The organism is Pseudomonas sp. NPDC087614, assembly GCF_044743485.1.
In the GTDB taxonomy this organism is placed as follows: Bacteria; Pseudomonadota; Gammaproteobacteria; order Pseudomonadales; family Pseudomonadaceae; genus Aquipseudomonas; species Aquipseudomonas baetica_A.
In genome coordinates this window covers 72,019-86,691 of record NZ_JBIUWN010000014.1, presented here as the reverse complement: position 1 = coordinate 86,691, position 14,673 = coordinate 72,019, and the positions used below count along the sequence as shown (strand labels likewise).

Genomic DNA, 14,673 nt, shown 5'->3' with positions numbered 1-14,673 from the left:
CCTGCGTTAGTCTGACCGTTCCTTGCTGTCTGCCGAGCTTTCCATGCCTGACCTGCTAGACCGCTACCCGCTGACGGCGGGCACCTACCACGAACTGCTCGATGGCAGTGGTGCGGTGCGCCCGCACTGGCAACGCCTGTTCGACCAATTGCAGCGCAGCAGTCCGGCGCTACTGCTGCAGCGTCAGGCGTTGCTGGCCCGGCAGATTCAGGAAAACGGTGTGACTTACAACGTCTATGCCGACCCCAAAGGGGCCGATCGCCCGTGGGAGCTGGACCTGCTGCCGAACGTGATCGCTGCGGATGAGTGGCAGCAATTGTCGGCGGGGATCGCTCAGCGTGCGCGACTGCTCAATGCGGTGCTGGCGGATCTGTACGGCCCGCAGCGGCTGATCAGGGAAGGCCTGCTGCCGGCGGAACTGGTGTTCGGGCACAACAATTTTCTCTGGCCGTGTCAGGGCATCGCGCTGCCGGAGCAAGCCTTTGTGCATCTGTACGCCGTGGATCTGGCGCGCACCCCGGACGGGCGCTGGTGGGTCACGGCGGATCGCACTCAGGCGCCGTCCGGCGCCGGTTATGCGCTGGAAAACCGCACCATCGTGTCGCGGGCGTTTCCCGAGTTGTACCGCGATCTCAAGGTGCGGCATCTGGCCGGTTTCTTCCGCACCCTGCAAGAAACCCTGGCTCGTCAGGCGCCTTGCGATGACGACGCACCGCTGGTGGTGTTGCTCACGCCGGGGCGCTTCAACGAAAGCTATTTCGAACATTTGTATCTGGCCCGCCAGCTTGGCTATCCCTTGGTCGAGGGCGGCGACCTGACGGTGCGCGATGCCACGGTGTACCTGAAAACCCTCAGTGGTTTGCGCCGGGTGCACGCGATCATGCGTCGGCTCGATGATGACTTCTGCGATCCATTGGAGCTGCGCACGGATTCTGCACTCGGTGTGCCGGGGCTGCTGGAGGCGGTGCGTCAGGGCCGGGTGCTGGTCGCCAATGCGCTTGGCAGCGGCGTGCTGGAGTCCCCGGGGTTGCTGGGGTTTTTGCCGAAGATCAACCAATACCTGTTTGGCGAAGAACTGATCCTGCCCTCCATCGCGACCTGGTGGTGCGGTGAAGCGCCGGTGTTGGCCCAGGCTTTGGAAAAACTGCCGGAATTGCTGATCAAACCGGCCTTTCCCTCGCAAAGTTTTGCACCGGTATTTGGCCGTGATCTGAGTGATAAGCAGCGCAAGAGCTTGTCCGAGCGCATGCAGGCACGGCCTTATGCCTATGTAGCGCAAGAATTGGCCCAGCTGTCCCAGGCACCGATCTGGCAAGCCGAAGACGGCCAGTTGCAGCCCCGCGCCATCGGGATGCGCATGTACGCCGTGGCCGGTAGTGACGGGTATCGGGTGCTGCCGGGTGGTCTGACCCGAGTGGCGGCCGACGCCGATGCCGAAGTGGTATCGATGCAGCGCGGCGGGGCGAGCAAGGACACCTGGGTGCTGGGTGATCGAGCGCCAAGCGGCGAGCAATGGAAGACTCAACGCAACGTCGGTGTACACGATCTGGTGCGACGCGACCCTTACCTGCCGTCGCGGGTGGTGGAAAACCTGTTCTGGTTTGGCCGTTACTGCGAGCGTTGCGACGACAGTGCGCGACTGCTGCGGATCATGCTGGCGCGTTACGTCGACGGCGATGACCCGCAAGCTTTGCTGGCCGCGGTCGATCTTGGTGAACGGCTGGCGCTGTTGCCGGACGAAGGTGAGCTGCCAGAGCGCTTGCTGGCTGCGTTGCTCGGCGAGGACTGGTCGTTCAGCCTGCGTTCCAACTTGCAACGCTTGCAGTGGGCCGCTTCGCAGGTGCGCGGCAAGCTCTCGCGGGAAAACTGGCAGGCGCTGGTGGAATTGCAGCGTGAAGCCACGCAACTGGATACCGACGAGCCGGACTTCGGCGAGTTGCTGGATTTCCTCAATCGTCTGGTGATGTCGCTCGCTGCGCTGTCCGGGTTCGCGCTGGACGACATGACCCGCGATGAAGGCTGGCGCTTTCTGATGATCGGCCGGCGCATCGAGCGTCTGCAATTTCTGAGCAGCAGCCTGGCGGCGTTTCTGCGTGGCGCAGGGGCGTTCGATCAGGCGGGGCTTGAATGGTTGCTGGAGTTGGGTAACAGCAGCATCACTTACCGCTCGCGCTACCTGGCGGTGGCGCAGTTGATTCCTGTGCTCGACCTGTTACTGCTTGATGAGCAGAACCCGCACGCGGTGTTGTTCCAGTTGAAACTGGTGACCCGCACGTTGAAGCGTTTGAACGATGATTTCGGTGTGCCAAGGGAGGCCGGGCTGGCGCAACTGGTCGAGCGACTGGGGCGTTTTGATCTGGGGTGTCTGGAGAATCCGTTGTTTGGTGAATCCAGCGTGCGGTCGGCGCTTGAGGGGCTGGCGGATCTGCTGCAGGAGGTCGCCGACGCCAGCGGGCAAGTATCGGATCGTCTGGCCCTGCGCCATTTCGCCCATGTCGATGATGTCAGCCAGCGCACGGTGTCCGTCTGATGAACGCGCATTACCAGATCTTCCACGACACCTGTTATCACTACGACAGCCCGGTGTCCCTTGCGCAACAACTGGCGCACCTGTGGCCGCGTGAGTGCGCCTGGCAACGCTGCACCGAACAGCAATTGCTGATCAGTCCAGAGCCGACCGCGCGTCGTGATGAACAGGATGTGTTCGGCAATCCATTGACCCGACTGGCGTTCGAGCGGCCCCACGATGAATTGCAGGTCAATGCCCGGCTCACGGTTGAAGTGCTGGCGCGGCCAGTATTGGATTTCAATCAATCCCCGGCGTGGGAACTGACGCGCAATGCGCTGACCTACAGCAGCCAGCCGCTGCCCGCCGACCTGCTTGAGGCGTGCCGTTACCGATTCCAGTCACCGTATGTGCATCTCAAGCGCAGCTTCGTCGAGTTCTCGCAAAGTTGTTTCCCCCCAGGCAGGCCTTTGCTGCTGGGCGTGCAGGACCTGATGCAGAAGATTTTCAGCGAGTTCACCTTCGATGCCGAGGCGACGCAGGTAGCGACGCCGCTGGTGGAGGTTCTGGAGCGTCGACGTGGGGTTTGTCAGGACTTCGCTCATCTGATGCTGGCGTGCGTGCGATCACGCGGATTGGCGGCGCGTTACGTCAGCGGGTACCTGTTGACCCAGCCGCCTCCAGGGCAGCCACGGTTGATCGGCGCCGATGCGTCGCATGCCTGGGTTTCGGTGTTTTGTCCGGTGCTGGGGTGGGTGGATTTCGATCCGACCAACAACGTGCAGCCTGCGCTGGAGCACATCACGTTGGCGTGGGGCCGGGATTTTTCCGATGTGTCGCCGTTGCGGGGAGTGATTCTGGGCGGCGGGAGTCATGATCCGGATGTACGGGTCACGGTCATGCCACTGGAGTCATAACCATCAAATGTACGAGCGGGCTTGCTCGCGAAGGCCATTTCCCAGTGACATTCAGGGGTGAATGTCACGACGCTTTCGCGAGCAAGCCCGCTCCCACAGGAACTCTGTTCAACAATTGCGCAAACGGCTCAGGCGTCTGGCGCCAGATCTTTCGGTGCATCAACATCATCATCTGTCGCCACTTCACCGTCAGGGTTCAGTGCTGCTTCTTCAGCCATTTGTTTTTTGCGCAGAAGCTTTTCCTCTTTCTTCTTTTCCTTTTCCAGGTCTCGTTGACGTTTGGCGAAGGAGTAATTGGGTTTGGCCATGGGCGATCCTCTGGGGTCGAAGGTGAGGTTGAGCGGCGCGTATTCTGCCCTGTATCGATGCCTGACGGTTAGCCGGGTTTTTGGTCGACCCACTTTGGCGTGACGGTCGGCCTCCATTGATCGAGGGCATCGAGCAGCGTTTGTGGCGATTCGCTCACTTGCAGCATGTCACGGTGTGGCCCGCGAACGAAGCCTTCGCCGACGATGTGGTCGAGAAATGCAGTGAGTTTGCTGTAAAAGCCGTTCACTTCCAGCAGGCCCAGCGGTTTGCCGTGGTAGCCGAGTTGGCCCCAGGTCCAGACTTCAAACAGCTCTTCCAGCGTGCCGAGGCCGCCGGGCAGGGCGATAAACGCGTCGCTCAGTTCAGCCATGCGTGCCTTGCGGGCGTGCATGCCATCGACGACTTCAAGGCGAGTCAGGCTTTTGTGGCCGATCTCCTTGTCCATCAGGCTTTGCGGAATGATCCCGATGACTTCGCCGCCGGCGGCCAGCGCGGCGTCCGCCACCAGGCCCATCAGGCCCACGGCGCCACCGCCATAAACCAGCGTCAACTTGCGCTCGGCGAGGGCTCTGCCAAGGGCCTGGGCGGCTTCGGTGTAAGCCGGATCAGTGCCAGCATTGGCACCGCAAAACACACAAACGGATTTCAGGGACATGCCTTTCTCCTGGGGCGATCAGTCGCACAGGGTAATGGCTGGCACGCCGCGCTCCAAGGTCTAAACTTCGCGCTGGGGTGTTTCGCAGGTGCCGCTGGCACCACAGGCATACGCGGCAAGCAGGCTGCACAACAGGCTGTTAAAGATCATGACTGGCACTCCGTATCAATGAGATGCGCCGATCATAGGTTCTGCCGGCTGATCTGGCCGTTAGATTGTCTCGATGAGTCTCATAGCCTGAAAGTTGTATACAATTTTTGACTCAAGTCATAGGAACTTGCGAGGATTTCAGGCAGTCTTCCAACCATTAGTGTTTTTGTTAACCCTGCCTTGGAGATTCACCATGTTTTCCAAAGTTGTTGCGGTATCCCTGCTGGCGCTGGCCAGCAGCCAATTGATGGCTGCCGAGTGCAAAACCACCGTTGACTCCACCGATCAAATGTCCTTCAACACCAAGGAAATCGTGATCGACAAGAGCTGCAAGACGTTCACCGTCGAACTGACTCACTCCGGCAACCTGCCGAAGAACGTGATGGGCCATAACCTGGTCATCAGCAAAGTGACCGACATGCAGCCGATCGCTACCGACGGCCTGGCGGCTGGCATCGACAAAAACTACCTGAAAGAAGGTGATGATCGCGTGATTGCGCACACCAAGATCATTGGCGCTGGCGAGAAAGACTCGCTGACCTTCGATGTATCGAAACTGGCTGCCGGCACCGATTACGGCTTCTTCTGCTCGTTCCCGGGCCACATCTCGATGATGAAAGGCACCCTGACCGTCAAGTAAACAGGTCGCGGGCAAGCCCGCTCCCACAGGTTTTGTGTCGGTCACCTATTCTGTGAACAACTCAAACGCTGTGGGAGCGGGATTGCTCGCGAAGAGGCCATCAGCCTCGATAAAGTTTTTGGCCAAAGAAAAGCCCGCTGAGGATCGCTCCCCAGCGGGCTTTTTCGTTCACTCACCGATCACGGCGCAAACGGCATCACGCGCTTGTGATGGGTCTTGTTGTAGGTCGCGACGATGATGTCGAAGGCTTCTTCACGCACCGCCTCGCCATGCAGGAAGGCATCGATCTCGGCATACGTCACGCCGTGGGACGCTTCGTCCGGCTTGCCCGGCGACAGGTCCTCCAGATCCGCAGTTGGAACCTTCTCAACCAGCGACTCCGGTGCACCAAAGTGGCGGGCAATCGCGCGCACCTGGTTTTTTACCAAACCGCTGAGCGGTGCCAGGTCGCAGGCACCGTCGCCGAACTTGGTGAAGAAACCCATTACTGCTTCCGCCGCATGGTCAGTGCCGATCACCAGCCCCTGCGCCGCGCCAGCGATGGTGTACTGAGCCACCATCCTCATCCGCGCTTTGGTGTTGCCGAGGACGAAATCCACCGACACCGCGTGTTTGCCTTCAAACGCCGCGACTTCACTGGCCAGCGACTTTACCGCCGGACCGATATTGACCGTGTGGCGCTCGTCCGGGGCGATGAAATCCACCGAGGCTTGGGCATCGTGTTCGTCGAACTGGGTTTCGTACGGCAGGCGCACGGCGATGAACTTGTAGCGGTTGTCGCCACTGCGCTCACGCAGCTCGCGCATGGCGCGCTGTGCCATCAAACCGGCGGTCAACGAGTCGACACCGCCGCTGATGCCCAGCACCAGGGTCTTGAGTCCGGAATGGGTCAGACAATCCTGGATAAAGGTGATGCGCCGGGCAACTTCGGCCTCAAGGGCCTGGTGGTTGGCGAACGGCGGCTGGACCTTGAGCTGTTCAGCAATCTCACGCTGTACGGCTTGCATGAATTCACTCCTTGCTAGATGGACTGGAATCGGCAGGAACCTGGAAAACATGTCGCAAATAGGCGACGAAATTCGGGTCTTTGCATTGCGACTTGCCTGGCTCGTCGGAGATCTTCGCCACCGGTTGGCCGTTGCAGGCGGTCATTTTAAGCACGATGCTCATCGGTTCGACACCCGGAATGTCACAGGTCAGGTTGGTACCGATGCCGAAGCTCACGTTGATCCGACCGTGCAGCGCCCGGAATATCTCCAGCGACTTGGGCAGTGTCAGGCTGTCGGAGAACACCAGCGTCTTGCTCATCGGGTCGATACCGAGCTTGTGGTAATGGGCGATGCACTTTTCGCCCCACGCCACGGGATCTCCGGAATCATGGCGCAAACCGTCGAAAAGCTTGGCGAAGAACAGGTCGAAGTCACCGAGGAAGGCATCGGTGGTGATGCAGTCGGTGAGGGCGATCCCCAGCAGACCACGGTACTCGCGCACCCAACAGTCGAGCGCGGCAATCTGGCTGTCGATCAGCCGCGGTCCGAGTTGCTGGTGCGCCATGATCCATTCGTGGGCCATGGTGCCTAGCGGCTTCATGTCCAGTTCGCGGGACAGGTGCACGTTGCTGGTGCCGACGAAACGCCCGGGGAAATCGTGCTTGAGCACGTTCACCACTTCTTCCTGCACGCGGTAAGAGAACCGGCGACGGGTGCCGAAATCCGCCACCTGCAATTGCGCCAGTTCGTCTGCCGAGGCGTTGGCGGTCAGCCAGTCGAACTTGCGGTAGAGCTGCTCACGCGCTTGTTCGAGCACGGTTTCGCGGTAGCGATAGCGGTTGCGCACTTCGCTGACGATGGCCAGCAGGGGCACTTCGTAAAGGATCACATGCAGCCAGGGCCCACGCAGGCGGATGAACAGCTCGCCGTTCTCGATGCCGGTGTGCACATAACGCAGGTTGAAGCGGAACAGCCCGAGAAAACGCAGGAAATCCGGTTTAAGGAAGGAGATGCGCTCAAGAAAACTCAGTTGATCGGCGCTCAGGCTCAGCTCGGCCAAACGCTCGATCTGATAGCGAATCTCCGCCAGATACGGGCGCAGATCTTCGCTGTTACGGCAACGAAACTCCCATTCGACTTCGACGTTGGGGTAGTTGTGCAGCACCGCCTGCATCATGGTCAGTTTGTAGAAGTCGGTGTCGAGCAGGTTCTGCACGATGCGATCGGCAAACACACTCTCGCTCATAACGGGTCTCCAGGTACGCCGCGCCGTTGCGCGGGCTCAATCAGTGGCGCTAGTGGCGCATATCAGCGGTGGGGATTGCCAGTGCTTTTTTGCTTTCAGGGGAAAGATCCTCTGATGGTATACATCTCAGCCCACAGAACTTATACGTTTTCGGTTGCACCTCCAGCGCGGCTTGAATGACCTGTTCAAGTCGGTCACCGCTTTTTAAGTAGTCAGCCAATAGAGAGTGTTTTGGTATTAAATTGATTTCAACTGCTTTAATCAAAGCGGCTCTGAGCATTTCGTGGGTGACGATTTTATACATGAATGACACCGCCTTTGAAGGTGATCTGTTCCAGCGTGTCGACGCCGTCCTGAAGTAATACGTAAGCCGGAAGTATCAGTCTATAAAAGTCAGAATCATTGGTGCCTTTAATGGTAACTAAAGTGAATGACTCCAAGAGTCCGGTGGCGGCGCGAATTCTGAAACAGGCATCTTCAAATAATTGGTTGGGCGTGGCGTGTGAATCTATGAAGTATGTAGGGTTATTGGTTGCATTTGCTTTTAGGGGGCAAAAACGATTCATGAGGTAAAGTCCTTCCGTTTGTTTTAGGCGTGACAGATCGAAGGGTTTATAGTTCTTTAGATATGATGTTTGCAGTGTGTTGGTGTAGTTGCTGCAAAGCCATTAATTGTTTTAATGGCTTTGCACCTGCCCGGTCTAAGCCTGTATGGGCTGTTTGCTTACGCTTGAGGAAAGAGCGGGTTCGCTACGAATCATTGTGCCTGAGCCGTCGTGCTGCGGCGGCCACGCTAAAGGATCAAGATCCAGATCAAGGAATTTGCTTGGGTCGAACACAGGCGTCTTGATGCCAGCACGGCGTTGTTCGTCGTAGTCGCGCAGAACACGCATGCTGATGTTGAAGAGCAGAAACATGGCTACCAGGTTGACAAGCGCCAGCAGCGTCATGGTGATGTCTGCAAAAGCCAGAACAGTCGACAGATCTTCGACGGAGCCCCAGAACACCAATATCAACACCAGCACACGATAGAAAATCAGCATTTTTCGAGGTTCATCCAACATGAACCGCAGGCTGTTTTCTCCCAAGTAATAGTTGTAAAGCATTGCCGTGAATACGAATAAGGCAAGCACCACGCTGATAAACATCCGTCCCCATTCCCCGACGATGGCTGCCAGCGAGTTTTGTGCCAGAGCAATCCCGTCACCTTCAAATCCCGGTGTGTAGAACCCTGATAGCAAAATCAGGAGCGCAGTACAGGTGCAGATTACGAATGTATCGATGAACACACTCAGTGCTTGTACCGCGCCTTGTGCAACCGGGTGGTCGATCTTCGCGACTGAGGCGACATTGGGAGCACTGCCCAGTCCTGCCTCGTTGGAAAAAACACCGCGTCTGACACCCATGATGATTGCGCTGCCCACCAATCCACCAAACGCCTGATCCAGACCGAATGCGCTTTTGATGATGGTCATCAGCATTGCCGGAACCTGATCGAACTGCAGAACGATCACATAGGCTGTTACGCCGACGTAGGCGAGAACCTTTATAGGAACCAGAAGGTCGGCTACTGCCGCGATACGTTTTATCCCGCCTACGAAGACAGCTCCCAGCATGAAAGAAATTGCGAGCCCCGACCACATAGGCGGCAGGCCAAACGCATTTTTTAGCGAGTGTGATACGGCATGGGACTCGAGACCATTGATTGCAAAACCAAAGGTCACCAGCAATAACACGGCCGCGACCAACCCGAGCCAGCGCTTGTCCAGACCGTGCTGGATGTACCAGGACGGCCCACCTCGATACAGGCCTTTGCCATCGCTACGTTTATAGAGTTGTCCCAACGTGCATTCGAAGAAGCTGCTCGACATGCCCAGAAGAGCGGTCATCCACATCCAGAACACTGCACCGGGTCCACCCATGCTCACTGCAATCCCCACCCCGACGATATTGCCGGTACCGACACGTCCGGCAAGGCTGAGTGTCAGCGCCTGAAATGAACTCAATTGATGGCTGTCGGTATGCCAACTGCCCCGCAAAATACCGAACATATGGGGGAAGTATCTGAGCTGGACAAATCCTGAGCGGACAGTGAAATAGACTCCCAGTCCAAGAACCAAAGGTATCAATACCTTGCTCGACAGAAAGTCGTTGATGACGTCTAGCATTCGAAGCTCCTTGCTATTTAGAGTGCTGGCGAATTAATGGTGTTGTCAGTCCTGAAGCCTTTCAGGGCTCGTAATATCCAGCCGTATTTCAATTGATGCAATTTCGCAAGTTGCTTAAATGTGATGCGAGTTGCTGCTATGGTTGCTGTCTCTTGATTTTTGTTGAGTCGATCTATGTGCGAGTTTTTTTCTGCTAACTTGAGGCTGCTGTGTAGTCACTACAGATCTGTCGCGGAAGTTTGTAGGAAACTTCGAATTAATCGTGGGCAATTCAATAAGTATCTGTGTGGGAAAAGCATCCCCACACCTTTCAACCTCAAGCGAATCTGCGACTTTTTTGGCGTGGAAGCGTTTGAAATAGCGCTGCCATCGGAGCAATTCGTTGCCTTGATTGGCGTTAGGGCCAATAAAAATCAGGCCTCGGGAGAGGTGAGAGCATCACGGATCATGCATGAACACCTGCGCGAACAGTCCTCACCTGAGCTGAAAGCCCACAGCGGTTATTACTACGAGTATTACAACGCAATGACTGAGCCCGGCTCTATTCTGTGTTCGCTTGTGCATGTACGGGAGGAGGGTGACGACGTTGTCTATGAGCGAAACGAGCGCTTACAGATCGCCGGGGTTGGCGATGATTTCGAGACGTATCGATATTTGGGTGTTGCCTATTACCTGCGCGATCGCTTGTTTTTCGTCGATTATGAATCGCTGACGTCAAACGAGATCAGCCAAACCATCCTCATCCCAAGTTTCAAAAGCTGTATCACTCGGCTCAATGGTTTGAAGCTTGGGGTTTCTGCAGCCGATCATCGTGCTCCTTCATGTTCAAGGGTTGTCTGGGAGTATCTCGGGCAGGAAATCAATCGGGCCGATGCCTATCGGCGCGTAAGGTTGTACAAGGCCAATGATTGCGCTATCGACGCCGATCTGCGCGCACGCCTTGCTCAAGCTCAGGTTGTGGACGGTCTGTTTGTTATTGCCTGACCCCGTCCGTGTAGGAGCTGGCGCAGGGAATGGGATCAGGGGCTATCGATCTGTTCCAGCATCCACTTCACAAAATCGCGCACCTTGGGCACTTCCGCCGAGTGTTCCGGGTAGGCCAGGTAATAGGCGTCGGTGCTGGGCATTGCATGCTGCCAGGGAATGACCAGTTTGCCGTCGGCCAATTCCTCTTCCACCAGAAACCTCGGTAATAGCGCTACACCGCAGCCGACTTGTGCGGCGCGAATGCACATATAAAAGGTTTCGAAGCGCGGCCCGTGGTAGCTGTGCTCGGTCTGGTAACCCTGATTGTCGAACCAGTCGTGCCAGGCCTGTGGGCGCGACGCATTTTGCAGCAGCACCAGATCGGTGAGTTGCGTCGGGTCAGTGAACGGTGTTTGCGGCAGGCTGCCAGGCGCGCAGACCGGCACAAGCTCTTCGCCGAACAGCTTCAGGGATTCAGTGCCGGGCCGCGAACTCTGGCCGAAATAGAACGCCAGATCACTGCGCCCTTGCAGCAAATCATCGGCTTCCTGCTCGTTGCACAGATCCAGATGAATCGACGGATGGCGCAAACGCCAGCCCTTCAGGCGCGGCACCAGCCAGCGAGCGCCGAAGGTCGATGGCGTCGAGACGCGCAGGACTTCGGTCTCACCGCCGTAGGAGCGCAGGTAATGGGTCGACATCTCTACCTGTGTGAGGATTTTTCTGACTTCGACCAAGTACAAATCCCCGGCGGGCGTCATCTGCAAACGGCGACGCACGCGACGAAACAACAAGTGCTGCAACAATTCCTCAAGCTGCGCGACCTGTTTGCTGACAGCGCTCTGCGTCAGGTTCAGCTCCTCGGCGGCGCGGGTGAAACTCAAGTGCCGGGTCACGGCCTCGAAGCACTGCAACGCGGTGATCGATGGCAAGTGGCGTTTGTTCAGCATGGCGGATCCTTTTCTTGTCTTTCTATGCTCAGCATGAATAAACGGAATGATATCTCGCGTAAAGGTCGTTTGTTGCCTTGCCGTTGGGACGCTACAACTAAAGGCCTGCCCGGTCGTGAAAAAGCGGCCGCACACATTCAGTTTTTGCTTGAGGAGTGACCCATGGTTGCCGCATTGCTTGATCGTCTTGGTGTAAACCCGGCCCTTTATCAGAACGGCAAAGTGCCGGTGCATTCGCCGATCGACGGCAGCCGGATTGCCGCCGTGAACTGGGAAGGCGCGGCTGAAGTCGAGCAGCACATCAGTCGCGCAGATCATGCGTTCGAGGCGTGGCGCAAGGTGCCGGCGCCGCGTCGCGGGGAACTGGTGCGTCAATTCGGCGAAGTGCTGCGTGAATACAAAACCGATCTCGGCGAACTGGTGTCGTGGGAAGCCGGCAAGATTACTCAGGAAGGCCTGGGTGAAGTGCAGGAGATGATCGACATCTGCGACTTCGCCGTCGGTCTGTCGCGCCAGTTATACGGTTTGACCATTGCTTCCGAGCGCCCGGGCCACCACATGCGTGAGACCTGGCATCCGCTGGGCGTGGTCGGGGTGATCAGTGCGTTCAACTTCCCGGTCGCGGTGTGGGCGTGGAACACCACGCTGGCGCTGGTTTGCGGTAACCCGGTGGTGTGGAAACCGTCGGAGAAAACCCCGCTGACGGCACTGGCGTGCCAGGCCCTGTTTGATCGCGTGGTGAAGAATTTCACTGACGCCCCGGCGAACCTCTGCCAGGTAATCATCGGTGGCCGTGACGCCGGTGAAGCCCTTGTCGACGACCCGCGTGTGGCGCTGATCAGCGCCACCGGTAGCACGCGCATGGGCCGCGAAGTGGCGCCGAAAGTCGCTGCACGATTCGCCCGCAGCATCCTTGAGCTGGGCGGCAACAACGCGATGATCCTCGGCCCAAGCGCTGATCTGGACATGGCGGTGCGCGCGATTCTGTTCAGCGCGGTCGGCACTGCCGGTCAGCGTTGCACCACGCTGCGTCGCTTGATCGCCCACGAATCGGTCAAAGAAGAAATCGTCACCCGCCTCAAGGCGGCTTACGCCAAAGTGCGCATCGGTCATCCGCTGGAAGGCAATCTGGTGGGCCCGCTGATCGACAAGCACAGTTTCGAGAACATGCAGGATGCGCTGGAGCAGGCATTGAGCGAGGGCGGTCGCGTGTTTGGCGGCAAGCGTCAACTGGAGGATCAATTCCCCAACGCCTACTACGTTTCGCCGGCCATCGTTGAAATGCCGGAGCAGAGTGATGTGGTGTGCAGCGAAACCTTCGCGCCGATCTTGTACGTGGTTGGCTACAGCGATTTCCAGGAAGCGCTGCGTTTGAACAACGCGGTGCCACAAGGTCTGTCGTCGTGCATTTTCACCACGGACGTGCGTGAGGCCGAGCAGTTCATGTCGGCAGTCGGCAGTGACTGCGGCATCGCCAACGTCAACATCGGCCCCAGCGGCGCGGAAATCGGCGGCGCGTTTGGTGGCGAGAAAGAGACCGGCGGTGGTCGTGAGTCGGGCTCGGATGCGTGGCGCGCCTACATGCGTCGTCAGACTAATACCGTGAACTACTCGCTGGAATTGCCGTTGGCGCAGGGCATCACCTTCGACTGATACCTTCAGTCAGATGGATAACCCCTTGTGGGAGCGGGCTTGCTCGCGAAGGTGTCGGGTCAGTCGACTTAGACGTTGTCTGATATACCGCTTTCGCGAGCAAGCCCGCTCCCACATTGTTGAACAGTGTGTTTGTTAGGTTTCTGTTGGAGTCTGGCAATGCCGTTACGCGAAGAATGTCTGTGGGAAAAACTCACGCCGCAAAGGCCCGATAACACCGCGCTCAAGGGTGAGGTCAACGTCGATGTCTGCGTGATCGGTGCCGGGTTTACCGGGTTGTCGGCGGCGCTGCATCTGTTGGAGAAAGGCAAAAGCGTTTGCGTGCTGGAAGCCCATCGCGCCGGTCACGGCGGTTCCGGTCGCAACGTCGGATTGGTCAACGCCGGTATGTGGATCCCGCCGGACGAGATCGAAGCCGGGTTCGGCGAAGCCGTTGGCAGCCAGCTAAACCGCATGCTCGGTGCGGCGCCGGCGCTGGTGTTCAGCCTTGTGGATAAGTACAACATCGATTGCCAGTTGCGCCGCGAAGGCACCCTGCACATGGCCCACAACGCCAAGGGGGAGGCGGATCTGCGCAGTCGTGAGCAACAATGGAAACGCCGTGGTGCCCCCGTCGAATTGCTGACCGGCAAGGCTTGCGAGCAAGCCACCGGCACACAGAAAATTGCTGCTGCGTTGCTCGACCGTCGCGCGGGGACGCTTAATCCGATGGCCTATGTCACCGGGCTGGCGAATGCGGTGATGGGGCTCGGCGGGCAGATGTTCGATCACTCCCCGGTCACTCGTCTCGAGCGTGTGGGCCCGAAATGGTCGGTACAGACCGAACAGGGTTCGGTGCTGGCCGAGCAGGTTGTCATCGCCTCCAACGCCTACACCGAAGGCGACTGGACCGAGCTCAAGCGCACTTTCTTTCCCGGTTTTTACTATCAGGTTGCCTCGGTGCCTTTGAGCGAAGACGCCGCACAGCAGATCCTTCCGGGCGGGCAGGGCTCGTGGGATACCCGGCAAGTGCTCAGCAGCATCCGCCGCGACAAAGACGGGCGGTTATTGCTTGGCAGTCTCGGTAATGGCAATCAGAAACCGACGTGGTTCCTCAAGGCCTGGGCCGACCGGGTGCAGCAGCATTACTTCCCCAATCTGAAGCCGGTCGAGTGGGAGTGCACCTGGACCGGGCGCATCGCGTTTACGCCCGATCACTTGATGCGTCTGTTCGAGCCGGCACCGGGACTGGTGGCAGTCACCGGTTACAACGGCCGGGGTGTGACCACGGGCACGGTGGTCGGCAAAGCCTTCGCCGACTATCTGTGTAACGGTAATCCTCAAGCCCTGCCGATTCCCTTTGCACCGATGCAGCCCCTGTCTGGCGCGGGGTTGCGCAGTTGCCTGTACGAGGCCGGATTCTCGCTGTATCACGCGGGCCAGTGCCTGCGCATTGTCATTTGAATGTTGAAAGATGTTGCGTAACGCGGCGCTTTTGCGCGTAGCGACTAGCCTGTAATGGTGCGGGTTGTAGCAGTCCCGCAC

Annotated in this window: 14 protein-coding genes; 6 read left to right on the top strand and 8 right to left on the bottom strand. The window is 58.2% G+C overall.

The window, feature by feature from the left end; translation table 11 throughout:
* Nucleotides 1-43 precede the first annotated feature (43 nt).
* Nucleotides 44-2,530: a circularly permuted type 2 ATP-grasp protein gene (locus ACIOWA_RS08320; protein WP_339464591.1), complete on the top strand. Its 2,487-nt coding sequence runs from the start codon at nucleotides 44-46 to the stop codon at nucleotides 2,528-2,530.
* Nucleotides 2,530-3,423, top strand: coding sequence for a transglutaminase family protein (locus ACIOWA_RS08315; protein WP_339431779.1), 894 nt, complete (start codon nucleotides 2,530-2,532; stop codon nucleotides 3,421-3,423). The genes ACIOWA_RS08320 and ACIOWA_RS08315 overlap by 1 nt, the downstream gene beginning before the upstream one ends.
* 128 nt (nucleotides 3,424-3,551) lie before the next feature.
* Here ACIOWA_RS08315 and ACIOWA_RS08310 read toward each other — a convergent pair whose 3' ends face one another.
* Together ACIOWA_RS08310 and ACIOWA_RS08305 are read right to left on the bottom strand one after the other, a co-directional pair.
* The gene (locus ACIOWA_RS08310; RefSeq protein ID WP_339431780.1) at nucleotides 3,552-3,731 is read right to left on the bottom strand and encodes a hypothetical protein; all 180 of its coding nucleotides are present in this window, start codon (nucleotides 3,729-3,731) and stop codon (nucleotides 3,552-3,554) included.
* A gap of 68 nt (nucleotides 3,732-3,799) precedes the next feature.
* Nucleotides 3,800-4,387, bottom strand: coding sequence for a TIGR00730 family Rossman fold protein (locus tag ACIOWA_RS08305; protein ID WP_339431781.1), 588 nt, complete (start codon nucleotides 4,385-4,387; stop codon nucleotides 3,800-3,802).
* A 343-nt stretch (nucleotides 4,388-4,730) separates the two neighbouring features.
* Between ACIOWA_RS08305 and azu the strand changes: the two genes are divergently transcribed.
* A complete protein-coding gene (gene azu, locus ACIOWA_RS08300; RefSeq protein ID WP_401159231.1) occupies nucleotides 4,731-5,177 on the top strand; it encodes an azurin in 447 nt (148 codons plus the stop codon).
* A 179-nt stretch (nucleotides 5,178-5,356) separates the two neighbouring features.
* On the opposite strand, the gene nadE is transcribed toward azu, so the two are convergent.
* The 5 genes from nadE to ACIOWA_RS08275 form a co-directional block, all read right to left on the bottom strand.
* On the bottom strand, nucleotides 5,357-6,184 hold the full coding sequence (nadE, locus tag ACIOWA_RS08295; RefSeq protein ID WP_339431784.1) for an ammonia-dependent NAD(+) synthetase: 828 nt from the start codon (nucleotides 6,182-6,184) through the stop codon (nucleotides 5,357-5,359).
* A gap of 4 nt (nucleotides 6,185-6,188) precedes the next feature.
* Nucleotides 6,189-7,412, bottom strand: a complete 1,224-nt coding sequence (gene pncB, locus ACIOWA_RS08290; protein ID WP_401159229.1) for a nicotinate phosphoribosyltransferase — start codon at nucleotides 7,410-7,412, stop codon at nucleotides 6,189-6,191.
* 49 nt (nucleotides 7,413-7,461) lie between these two features.
* Entirely contained in the window at nucleotides 7,462-7,716 is a 255-nt protein-coding gene (locus tag ACIOWA_RS08285; RefSeq protein WP_339431785.1) for a hypothetical protein, read from the bottom strand.
* Nucleotides 7,709-7,978, bottom strand: a complete 270-nt coding sequence (locus tag ACIOWA_RS08280) for a hypothetical protein (protein WP_339431786.1) — start codon at nucleotides 7,976-7,978, stop codon at nucleotides 7,709-7,711. Before ACIOWA_RS08280 ends, ACIOWA_RS08285 begins: the two co-directional genes overlap by 8 nt.
* Before the next feature lie 135 nt (nucleotides 7,979-8,113).
* The gene (locus ACIOWA_RS08275) at nucleotides 8,114-9,580 is read right to left on the bottom strand and encodes an alanine/glycine:cation symporter family protein (RefSeq protein ID WP_339464594.1); all 1,467 of its coding nucleotides are present in this window, start codon (nucleotides 9,578-9,580) and stop codon (nucleotides 8,114-8,116) included.
* 174 nt (nucleotides 9,581-9,754) lie between these two features.
* On the opposite strand from ACIOWA_RS08275, the gene ACIOWA_RS08270 reads away from it, so the two are divergent.
* Complete coding sequence (locus ACIOWA_RS08270; RefSeq protein ID WP_401159226.1) at nucleotides 9,755-10,564, top strand: helix-turn-helix domain-containing protein; 810 nt, start codon at nucleotides 9,755-9,757, stop codon at nucleotides 10,562-10,564.
* 35 nt (nucleotides 10,565-10,599) lie between these two features.
* Here the strand turns inward: ACIOWA_RS08270 and ACIOWA_RS08265 are convergent, their stop codons facing one another.
* Complete coding sequence (locus tag ACIOWA_RS08265) at nucleotides 10,600-11,496, bottom strand: LysR substrate-binding domain-containing protein (protein ID WP_339431789.1); 897 nt, start codon at nucleotides 11,494-11,496, stop codon at nucleotides 10,600-10,602.
* Nucleotides 11,497-11,658: 162 nt separating this feature from the next.
* On the opposite strand from ACIOWA_RS08265, the gene ACIOWA_RS08260 reads away from it, so the two are divergent.
* Together ACIOWA_RS08260 and ACIOWA_RS08255 are read left to right on the top strand one after the other, a co-directional pair.
* Nucleotides 11,659-13,149 (top strand): aldehyde dehydrogenase family protein, encoded by a 1,491-nt coding sequence (locus ACIOWA_RS08260; protein WP_339431790.1) that lies wholly within the window; start codon nucleotides 11,659-11,661, stop codon nucleotides 13,147-13,149.
* Nucleotides 13,150-13,308: 159 nt separating this feature from the next.
* A complete protein-coding gene (locus tag ACIOWA_RS08255; protein ID WP_401159224.1) occupies nucleotides 13,309-14,592 on the top strand; it encodes an NAD(P)/FAD-dependent oxidoreductase in 1,284 nt (427 codons plus the stop codon).
* Nucleotides 14,593-14,673 lie beyond the last annotated feature (81 nt).

Coding starts and splice junctions, on each gene's coding strand:
- nadE (WP_339431784.1), bottom strand. CDS start 6,184: ATGCAAGCCGTACAGCGTGAGATTGCTGAACAGCTCAAGGTCCAGCCG.
- ACIOWA_RS08280 (WP_339431786.1), bottom strand. CDS start 7,978: ATGAATCGTTTTTGCCCCCTAAAAGCAAATGCAACCAATAACCCTACA.
- ACIOWA_RS08315 (WP_339431779.1), top strand. CDS start 2,530: ATGAACGCGCATTACCAGATCTTCCACGACACCTGTTATCACTACGAC.
- ACIOWA_RS08260 (WP_339431790.1), top strand. CDS start 11,659: ATGGTTGCCGCATTGCTTGATCGTCTTGGTGTAAACCCGGCCCTTTAT.
- ACIOWA_RS08270 (WP_401159226.1), top strand. CDS start 9,755: ATGTGCGAGTTTTTTTCTGCTAACTTGAGGCTGCTGTGTAGTCACTAC.
- pncB (WP_401159229.1), bottom strand. CDS start 7,412: ATGAGCGAGAGTGTGTTTGCCGATCGCATCGTGCAGAACCTGCTCGAC.
- ACIOWA_RS08275 (WP_339464594.1), bottom strand. CDS start 9,580: ATGCTAGACGTCATCAACGACTTTCTGTCGAGCAAGGTATTGATACCT.
- ACIOWA_RS08320 (WP_339464591.1), top strand. CDS start 44: ATGCCTGACCTGCTAGACCGCTACCCGCTGACGGCGGGCACCTACCAC.
- ACIOWA_RS08310 (WP_339431780.1), bottom strand. CDS start 3,731: ATGGCCAAACCCAATTACTCCTTCGCCAAACGTCAACGAGACCTGGAA.
- ACIOWA_RS08255 (WP_401159224.1), top strand. CDS start 13,309: ATGCCGTTACGCGAAGAATGTCTGTGGGAAAAACTCACGCCGCAAAGG.
- ACIOWA_RS08285 (WP_339431785.1), bottom strand. CDS start 7,716: ATGTATAAAATCGTCACCCACGAAATGCTCAGAGCCGCTTTGATTAAA.
- ACIOWA_RS08305 (WP_339431781.1), bottom strand. CDS start 4,387: ATGTCCCTGAAATCCGTTTGTGTGTTTTGCGGTGCCAATGCTGGCACT.
- azu (WP_401159231.1), top strand. CDS start 4,731: ATGTTTTCCAAAGTTGTTGCGGTATCCCTGCTGGCGCTGGCCAGCAGC.
- ACIOWA_RS08265 (WP_339431789.1), bottom strand. CDS start 11,496: ATGCTGAACAAACGCCACTTGCCATCGATCACCGCGTTGCAGTGCTTC.